The sequence below is a fragment of the Nocardioides sp. P5_C9_2 genome (genome assembly GCF_054049555.1).
In genome coordinates this window covers 1-7,872 of sequence record NZ_JBFUMD010000143.1, presented here as the reverse complement: position 1 = coordinate 7,872, position 7,872 = coordinate 1, and the positions used below count along the sequence as shown (strand labels likewise).

The window sequence follows — 7,872 nt, the reverse complement described above, 5'->3', positions numbered from 1 at the left end:
GGAGCAGCCAGAGCACGACCGTCCCACCGGCCCTGTCCCTGGTGTCGGGACGGTCGTCGACGTCGGAAGCGGGGAGGAACGACACGCCCGCATCCTAGGTCGGGGCCGGCGATTCCCCGGGATCGTCACCCGGGCGGCGAGTGGGACCGCTGGTGGCCAGCGCCACCAGCAGGACCACGAACGAGCCGGCCAGCAGCGCGTACCCCGAGGCGTTCGCGGGGATCAGGTAGTCACCCTCCGGCCGCGGCACCACGGCGTACGCCACGGCGCCCATCCAGCCGAGCGCGAACGCCAGCCGCGACCACCAGCCGCGCGGCAGGGCGAAGGCCACCGCGGCCGCGGCGGCCAGACCGAGGGCCAGCCCCCACCCGCGCTGGTGGAGCAGCACGGCGGCCAGCCCACCGGCGGCTCCGACGAGCAGCAGCCCGACGGCGCACCCGCCCCGGCGGACGAGGCGCACCCCTCAGAGCCCGGCGAAGAGGTCGGCCTCGAAGCCGTCCTCGCCGGCGGGACCCCGCACGCCCTTGGCCAGGACGTAGTACTCGTCGCCCCAGAACGCGTGGCCGGACTCGGCGCCGGCGAAGAACGGGCCGTCGGGGTCGACCTGCGTGCGGTGGAGCTTGAGGGCGTCCATCTTCTGCGCGGCGTACGCCTGGCCGTCGACGCGGGCCGTGATCAGGTCGTCGGCGGTGACGAACGGGCCGAGATCGCCCTCGGGGTCCATGCCCTCGAAGCTGGTGGTGTCACCCGCCGCCCGCATCTGGCGCAGGCTGTCGCGCATCCGGTTCTCGCTCATCGCGCACCAGTAGACCTTGGCGACGTCGTGCGGCTCGCCGAGGTCGCGCTTGTACGCCGACACGGCCGCGAGCGCGGCGGCGTACGTCGCGACGCGGTGCGCCTGGATGTGGTCGGGGTGGCCGTAGCCGCCGAACTCGTCGTACGTCACGAGCACCTGCGGGCGGACGTCGCGGATGATCCGCACCAGCGCGTCGGCGGCCTCGCGGAGGTCTGCGTTCCAGAAGGCGTTGTCCGGCACGACCGCGGCCGCCATGGCGTGGCCGTCCGGGTGCCACGCCATCCCGGAGTCGTGGAACGCCCCGAAGCCTCCCAGCCACCGGTGGTCGGTGACGCCGAGGGCGGCCATCGCCTCGGCGATCTCGCCCTTGCGGCGCTCTCCGAGCCCACCGTCCTTGTCGTAGGCGAGGTGCTCGAGGTCGGGGACCAGTACCTCGCCCATCTCACCGGCGGTGCAGGTCACCACGGTGACGCCCCGACCCTCCGCGACGTACTTGGCCATGGTGGCGCCGTTGTTGATGGTCTCGTCGTCCGGGTGCGCGTGCACCAGGAGCAGGCGCTGGTCTGGGCTCATGGCTCCAGCCTAGGCGGGGGCCTGCGGCGGCCCCGCGGGATGCTGCCGGTGCCCAGAGCGACGCCGACCACGGCCACGACCAGACCCACCAGCTCCAGCGGCGTGAGGGTCTCACCGAGGACCAGCCAGGCCAGCACGGCGGTGACCGGCGGGGACAGGAAGAACAGGGAGGCGCCGGCGCCCGCTCCCCCGGCCCGCACGAGCTTGCCCAGCAGCAGGAGGCCGATGATCGAGTTGACGACCGCCAGGAACAGGACGGTGAGCCCGCCCCGCACCGGGTCGCTCACGGCGTGGGTGCCCTCCAGGGCGAGGGCCAGGAGGGCCAGCGGTGGCACGGACACCGTGAACTGGATGGCGGCCGACCACCACGGGTCGGGGGCGTGGCCGATCCAGCGCTGCCCGAGGGTGCCCAGGCTCAGGGTGATCGCGCCGAAGACGCCGAGGGCCACCGCCGCCGGGCCGCCCGCCTTGTCGATGTCGGGACCCAGGACGAGCACGACCCCGGCCACTCCGATCGCCAGGCCGACCACCTGCCTCGGCGAGAGCCGCTCCTTGRGCAGGGCGGCGGCCAGGACAGCGGTGAGCACGGGGGTGAGGGCGTGCAGCAGGGAGGCGAGGGTGGCGCCGAGGCCGGCGTCGAAGGCGAGGTACATCGCGCCGAACTGGACGGCGTTCATGGCCAGCCCGGTGAGCGAGATCCGGCCCAGGTCCGCCCGGTCGATGCGCAGCGGCCCACGGAGGAGCCGCGCCACCACCAGGGCGATCGCGGCGGCGAGGGCGAACCGCAGGGCCAGCAGGGTGAACGGTGCGACGTGCTCCACGCCGTAGGGGCCCGAGATGTAGCCCGAGGACCACACCAGCACGAAGGCGGCGGCGGGGACGAGCGGCAGGGTCCCGACCGGGGGGCGGGCGCCGCCCGCCCCCGGCGCGCCCGCAGGGTCGCTCGCGGGGCTGGACGCGGGTCCGGAGGACGGGCCGGACGCAGGGCCGGACGACGGGTCAGTCACCGTCGGGTCGCTTGATCCGCTTCGGGGCGGCCGGCAGGTCCAGCGGCGGCAACGCGGGCCGGGCCGCGGTGTCCTCGCCGTCGAGCCACCCGTCGTGCTCGTCGACCAGCAGCTCGACCATGAAGTCCGGGGCGTCGGACACCACGGCCCACGGGTGGCCCTCGTCGTCGTCCTCACCGGCCAGGCGCTCGCGGGCCACATCGGCCTCGAAGCCGTCGCGGAGCAGATGCGCCGCGACCGCGCGTGCGTCGTCCTCGTCGAAGAAGATGGCCCTCACCGTTGCATCCTGCCAGCCGGCAGCATCGCAGCCAGCGCCGCGAGGAACGGACGGTCGGGCTCCAGCCAGTCGACGTCGTCGAGCTCGTCGGCGCCCAGCCAGCGCAGCAGGTCGTGCTCGGTCGGCTCGGGCTCGCCGTCCACCAGGTCGGCCGTCGCGACACGGAGCTCATGGGTCTCCCCGATCGCGGCGGCCCCCGGCAGCCACGCGGTGACCACGACGGTGCAGCCCAGCTCCTCGGCGACCTCGCGGACCAGCGCGGAGTCGGCCGTCTCCCCGGGCTCGACCTTGCCGCCGGGGAGCTCCCACCGGCCCGCGGCCTCGGGGGGCGTCGTACGGCGGGCCGCCAGCACTCGTCCGTCCCGGAGGATGGCGGCACCGACGACGGGCACGCGCGGCTGGTCGGTCACGGCGCCGACCCTAGTCGCGGAGGTCCGGGCCGCGATCCAGCACCCGGCCCGCTCCGAGGCGCGATTACGGTGGGGGCATGCGTGAAGCCGGCGACCCCACTCCCCCGACCGGGGTCGACCTGACCGGCTCCTCCGGATCCGACGAGGCGACCCGCCCGTACGTCGAGGGCGTGCACCTCCAGCGCACCGACGAGAACGCCCGCGAGATCGAGGCCCTGGCCGCGGTGCTCGGCGAGCCAGCAGGGCTCGACGGGCTGCTGGGCGACCTGAAGTACCGGATGCGCCGGGCCCGGGTGGTGCCGCGGCTGCTCGGCCGGGCCGTGCGGCAGGCATGGGCCTGGGACGCCTACGACGAGCGCGACGAGAACTGGTACCCCCAGGGCATCTCCACCAGCGCCGACGCCTCCGACACCGAGCTCGTCGGCGGGGTCGACGGCGGCAGTGACGGACGCAGGGTGCTGGTCACCACCTGGTACTCCACGGGCAGGGACGGCATCAAGCGCGGCTCCCGGGTGACCTTCATCGACCTCGACACCCTGGAGTACCGCCACGTCCTGCTGGTGGTCCCGGTGCTCGACAAGACCGGCACCCTCCAGCTGCGGCCGATGAACATCCACGCCGGCGGCATCGTCTGGGCCGGGCCGTGGCTGCACATCGCCGCCACCGGCCGGGGCTTCGTGACCGCGCGGGTCGACGACATCATGCGGGTGCCGGGCGACGACGAGCGTCCAGACGAGCTCGGCGTCGACGGCACCCGGGTGGCGTCGTTCGGTCACCGCTACGTGCTGCCGGTGCGCTCGACGTACCAGGCGTTCACCGACGAGGGCCACGAGAAGCTGCGCTACTCCTTCATGTCCCTCGACCGACGCTCGGACCCCCCGGCGCTCGTGGCCGGCGAGTACGCCCACGACCCCGACGCGACCACCCGGCTGGCGCGCTACCCGCTGGACGCCGCGACCTGGCAGCTCGAGACCGGCGCGGACGGCTTCTCCCGCCCGCTGGCCATCGACGAGGGGGGCGTGCGGCAGATGCAGGGGGCCGTCATCGCGGGCGGTCGCTACCACGTGAGCGTGTCGCACGGGCCCTGGATGCCCGGGACGGTGGCCGCCGGCCAGCCCGGTGCGATGCGGGTACGCCGCTGGGCGGTGCCGATGGGTCCCGAGGACCTCTCCTACTGGCCCTCGACCGACCGCATCTGGTGCGTCACCGAGCACCCGCGCCGGCGCTGGATCGTGGCCATGGACCGCCGGTGGTTCGATTGACCAGCGAGGCCCGGCACCCGGCCGAGTCGTGCACCGCGAGCGACGCGATGGTCACGGCCCCGTGGACGCACGACCCCGACCTGACCGTGGCCGGGGCGCACGAGGCGTTCACCGACTCGCACGTGCACATGCTGCTGCTGACCCGCGACGGCGTGCTGCACGGGACCCTGGCGCGGGACGACCTCTCGTCCGTGACCGACGCCGCGGCCCCGGCCCTCGGCGCGGCGACGCTCGCCGGACGCACGATCGGGCCGGAGCACGATCTCGAGGAGGCCCTCGACCTCATGAGGCAGCGGCAGACGCGGCGGCTGGCCGTCGTCGACGGCACCGGTCGGCTGGTCGGGCTGCTGTGCCTCAAGCGCACCCTCGACGGGTTCTGCAGTGACGACGACGTGCGGGCCCGGGCCCTCGAGCACGGCGGAGTGCACGACCGGGTGCACCAGATCGGTCGCTGAGCGACCGCGCTGCACCTCAGCCCCTGGCGACGGGCACGTGGACCGCGACCACCCGGCTGTCGGAGCCGTCCGCCTGCTCCTGGTCCTGGATGGACAGGTAGAGCAGCTTGCCGTTGGCGGAGAAGACCGGCCCGGTGCCCTCGCCCCCACCGCCGACGGTGGCGAGGTGGACCAGGTTCTCGGTGCCGGACCTCCCCGGGGGCAGGACGTAGACCTCGTTGTTGCCTCCGGTGGCCGGATTGTCGAGCGCGCTGCCGTTGTCCTCGAACACGTAGAGGTTGCCCGAGTGGTCGTAGCGCACGTTGTCGGGCCGGCTCATCGTCGCGAAGTCACCCTCGACGAGGACCTCGCCGGTGACGCCCTCGTGGTCGTCCGTCAGCTGCCACACCCGGCCCGGGTCGCTGCCCGAGGCCGACTCGGCGAAGATCAGTCCGTGGCCGCGCTGGGCCTTGATGATTCCCTCGTGCTTCGAGAACGAGTTGGTCGCGTCAGGAGGGCCGACCTTGGCGACCATCTCGGCCTCGGCGTTGGCAGGGTCGTCCAGCGTCACCCAGGTGCCGGTGTTCGTCGYGCGGTCGAAGTCCAGGCCGTACAGCTGGCCGGAGGTCAGGTCGTGCTGCCGGCGCGGGACGAACTTGTAGAGGTACTGGAAGTTCCCGCGGTCGTCGGTGAGGTACCAGGCGCCCTGCGAGCGGGCTTCCTGCTCGTGGCTGAAGCGACCCATCCCGGTCAGCCTGGTCTCGGCGCCCGTCTGCGGGTCGATCTCCCAGACCCAGCCGGAGCGCTGCTCGGGGTCGCTGACGAAGGGGAACTCCTCGTTGACGAGGACGGTGCCCCACGGGGTCCGGGCGCCGGCGCAGAGGTTGTGCAGACCCGTCGCGATCAGCTCGCTGTCGGTCACCGTGGTGCCGTCCCTCCCCAGGGTGAGCCGCGAGACCGACCCCCAGCCGTCACTGTCGCCGTCGTCGGCGGTCGCCTGCTCCGGTACGGCGCACTTGTCCGCGTCGCCCTGGTAGTCGCCGGCGACCGGCCTGGTCAGCTCATGGGCGGTCAGCAGCTGCACCTGGCCATGCGCGCCGCGCACCAGCTCGTTGTTGTCGAAGTCGCTCGGCATCGCGAAGGTGGCGCCGGACTCCGTCGAGGTCACCTCGTCGACGCAGTCGCGCGCCAGCACGTCGTAGGAGTAGCCCGACGGCAGGTCGATCACGCCGCCCGGGTCCGCCAGCACCGGGCCTGGGTCGAACCCGGCGTGCGCGTGCCCCGTCCCCCCTGCCACGGCACCACCGGCGCCCGTCCCGAGGGTGAACACGGTGGTGGCGGCCGTCGCCACCACCAGCATCTTGTTCCTCATCGTCCCTGCCCCTTCCGCGACGTGGTCAGAAACGGGCCAGCGGCCCGGGTGCTGGTCTGCTCCTTGCGACGTTAACCCCGTGAGGCGTCGTCGCAACAGGGGCGACGGCGAGCTGCCGTCGGGCCGGCCACCAGCGGTCCTCAGGCCGGGCGGGGGAACCGCGCGAGCTGCCGGCTCTGGGCGACGAGCCGCCCCGCGGAGTCCCAGACCTCGCAGTCCTCCTCGAACATGCCGCCGGCGACGTTGCGCGTGCGGTGGGACACCTTGAGCCACCCCGGCGCGGGAACGGCCCGCACGTGGGCGGTCAGCTCGAGGGTGGGCGCCCAGCCCGGGTGCCCGAGATCGAAGGTCACCGGGGGCAGTGCGTCGAGCACCATGAGCAGCTGTACCGGGTCGGGGTCGCGTCCGTCGGCCAGCCGGAACCACGCCTGCATCAGCCCGCGACCGCTCGGTCGACCGATGGCCCAGCCGGCGCTGGCCGGGTCGAATCGCATGTCGAAGCGCCGCATGAGCGGTGGGACCTGGTGCGCCGTGCCGGGCGCCGAGGAGGCGGCGAAGCACTCCTCGATCGGCGGCAGGTCGGGCTCGACCGCCGTGGTGCGCACGTCGTCGGACAGCCGGGACAGGTCGCCGTACGTCGCGAGGGCGGTGATGCGGGTGTCCTCGCCCTGGACGAGCTCGGCGGCCACGGTGGCGGTGCTGCCGCCGTCACGCACCACCCGGGTGCGGACCGTGGCGGGGCCGGGGCGCGAGGCCGAGACGTAGAAGGCGCTGACCGCGATCGGGTCGGGCTTGGCCGGGACCGTCTCGCCGATCGCGCGCCCGATCACGCCCAGCAGGTAGCCGCCGTTGACTCCCCCGCCGACGACCCAGCCCGGGTCGAGCTCGGCGGAGAAGCCGTCGGGCGTGGCCTCGACCGCGGTGTGTGCGTCCCACTCGTGTCCCATGAGCGCGATCCTCTCAGGGACGTGCGGGGGCGGGTCAGGCGGCGCGCAGTGCGGCGACGCGCTGGACGAGCCGACGCAGCGGGGTGTCTCGCTGGACGGTGACGCGGCCCCCGTCGGCGTCGAGGCCGAAGAGCGGCAGCAGGTCCTGGCGGCCCTCGCGCTCGGCCATCAGCAGGATCGCGTCACGGTCGTAGTCGGCGGCCAGGTCGGCAGCGGTGGTGACGTCGTCGTGGGAGACGGCGGCGTTGATGGCGTCGACGTACGACGCGTGCAGGGCGTTGAGCTCGTCGATCAGGCGGGTCATCTCGGGTCCTCTTCTCGTGGTCGTCCCTCCAGTGTGAGCACTGGATTGGAACGATCCAAGTCCTGAGGAGTGTGACCTTGGACGCCTCGACGGGGGTCCGACTTGAGGTCGCGGCTCGCCTGCGCACAGACTCGCGGGGTCATGTCCCCACCCGTCGCCTCCTCGCCGCCCGCCACGACGCACGAGGGACACCTGCCCGGCTCGACCGACTACCGGCGAGTGGTCGTCGCGCTCTTCGCGGCGGGTCTCGCGACCTTCGAGCTGCTCTACAGCACGCAGGCGATCCTGCCGGCCCTGGCGGACCGCTTCGACGTGTCCTCGACCGAGGCGACCCTGACCCTGTCGCTGGCCACGGTGTCGCTGGGCGTCGCGCTCCTGGTGGTGGGGCCGCTGTCGGACGTGGTCGGGCGGACCCGCCTCATCCACCTCTCCCTGCTGCTCTCGACCCTGTGCGCGGTCGGCTGCGCGGTCGCCCCGTCCTGGACGGCGC

At 73.6% G+C, this 7,872-nt stretch carries 11 protein-coding genes; 3 read left to right on the top strand and 8 right to left on the bottom strand.

Annotated elements, in window-relative coordinates:
* Positions 1–94: 94 nt before the first annotated feature.
* From ACXJKL_RS09310 to ACXJKL_RS09290, 5 genes are read right to left on the bottom strand one after another with little or no spacing between them, the layout of a single operon-like run.
* Entirely contained in the window at positions 95–460 is a 366-nt protein-coding gene (locus ACXJKL_RS09310) for a DUF6113 family protein (protein WP_457206785.1), read from the bottom strand.
* Positions 461–463: 3 nt separating this feature from the next.
* A complete protein-coding gene (gene mshB / locus ACXJKL_RS09305) occupies positions 464–1,369 on the bottom strand; it encodes an N-acetyl-1-D-myo-inositol-2-amino-2-deoxy-alpha-D-glucopyranoside deacetylase (RefSeq protein ID WP_457206784.1) in 906 nt (301 codons plus the stop codon).
* On the bottom strand, positions 1,366–2,376 hold the full coding sequence (locus ACXJKL_RS09300; protein ID WP_457206783.1) for a DMT family transporter: 1,011 nt from the start codon (positions 2,374–2,376) through the stop codon (positions 1,366–1,368). Before ACXJKL_RS09300 ends, mshB begins: the two co-directional genes overlap by 4 nt.
* Positions 2,369–2,653 carry a hypothetical protein gene (locus ACXJKL_RS09295; RefSeq protein WP_457206782.1) on the bottom strand — a complete coding sequence of 95 codons (285 nt, stop codon included), beginning with the start codon at positions 2,651–2,653 and terminating at the stop codon, positions 2,369–2,371. Before ACXJKL_RS09295 ends, ACXJKL_RS09300 begins: the two co-directional genes overlap by 8 nt.
* Positions 2,650–3,063, bottom strand: a complete 414-nt coding sequence (locus tag ACXJKL_RS09290) for a (deoxy)nucleoside triphosphate pyrophosphohydrolase (RefSeq protein WP_457206781.1) — start codon at positions 3,061–3,063, stop codon at positions 2,650–2,652. Before ACXJKL_RS09290 ends, ACXJKL_RS09295 begins: the two co-directional genes overlap by 4 nt.
* 77 nt (positions 3,064–3,140) lie before the next feature.
* Between ACXJKL_RS09290 and ACXJKL_RS09285 the strand changes: the two genes are divergently transcribed.
* Together ACXJKL_RS09285 and ACXJKL_RS09280 are read left to right on the top strand one after the other, a co-directional pair.
* The gene (locus ACXJKL_RS09285; RefSeq protein ID WP_457206780.1) at positions 3,141–4,325 is read left to right on the top strand and encodes a hypothetical protein; all 1,185 of its coding nucleotides are present in this window, start codon (positions 3,141–3,143) and stop codon (positions 4,323–4,325) included.
* Positions 4,313–4,780 (top strand): CBS domain-containing protein, encoded by a 468-nt coding sequence (locus ACXJKL_RS09280; protein WP_457206779.1) that lies wholly within the window; start codon positions 4,313–4,315, stop codon positions 4,778–4,780. Before ACXJKL_RS09285 ends, ACXJKL_RS09280 begins: the two co-directional genes overlap by 13 nt.
* 16 nt (positions 4,781–4,796) lie before the next feature.
* On the opposite strand, the gene ACXJKL_RS09275 is transcribed toward ACXJKL_RS09280, so the two are convergent.
* The 3 genes from ACXJKL_RS09275 to ACXJKL_RS09265 all read right to left on the bottom strand — a co-directional run bounded on the left by ACXJKL_RS09275 (position 4,797) and on the right by ACXJKL_RS09265 (position 7,382).
* Positions 4,797–6,131, bottom strand: coding sequence for an alkaline phosphatase PhoX (locus tag ACXJKL_RS09275; RefSeq protein WP_457206778.1), 1,335 nt, complete (start codon positions 6,129–6,131; stop codon positions 4,797–4,799).
* A 140-nt stretch (positions 6,132–6,271) separates the two neighbouring features.
* A complete protein-coding gene (locus ACXJKL_RS09270) occupies positions 6,272–7,078 on the bottom strand; it encodes a thioesterase family protein (protein WP_457206777.1) in 807 nt (268 codons plus the stop codon).
* 34 nt (positions 7,079–7,112) lie between these two features.
* The gene (locus ACXJKL_RS09265) at positions 7,113–7,382 is read right to left on the bottom strand and encodes a hypothetical protein (protein ID WP_457206776.1); all 270 of its coding nucleotides are present in this window, start codon (positions 7,380–7,382) and stop codon (positions 7,113–7,115) included.
* A 141-nt stretch (positions 7,383–7,523) separates the two neighbouring features.
* Between ACXJKL_RS09265 and ACXJKL_RS09260 the strand changes: the two genes are divergently transcribed.
* Positions 7,524–7,872: MFS transporter (locus tag ACXJKL_RS09260; RefSeq protein ID WP_457206775.1), on the top strand; the 349-nt coding region annotated here is incomplete at its 3' end.

Excerpts from the sequence above, each read along its gene's own strand:
- mshB (WP_457206784.1), bottom strand. The coding sequence starts at position 1,369 with ATGAGCCCAGACCAGCGCCTGCTCCTGGTGCACGCGCACCCGGACGAC.
- ACXJKL_RS09285 (WP_457206780.1), top strand. The coding sequence starts at position 3,141 with ATGCGTGAAGCCGGCGACCCCACTCCCCCGACCGGGGTCGACCTGACC.
- ACXJKL_RS09270 (WP_457206777.1), bottom strand. The coding sequence starts at position 7,078 with ATGGGACACGAGTGGGACGCACACACCGCGGTCGAGGCCACGCCCGAC.
- ACXJKL_RS09265 (WP_457206776.1), bottom strand. The coding sequence starts at position 7,382 with ATGACCCGCCTGATCGACGAGCTCAACGCCCTGCACGCGTCGTACGTC.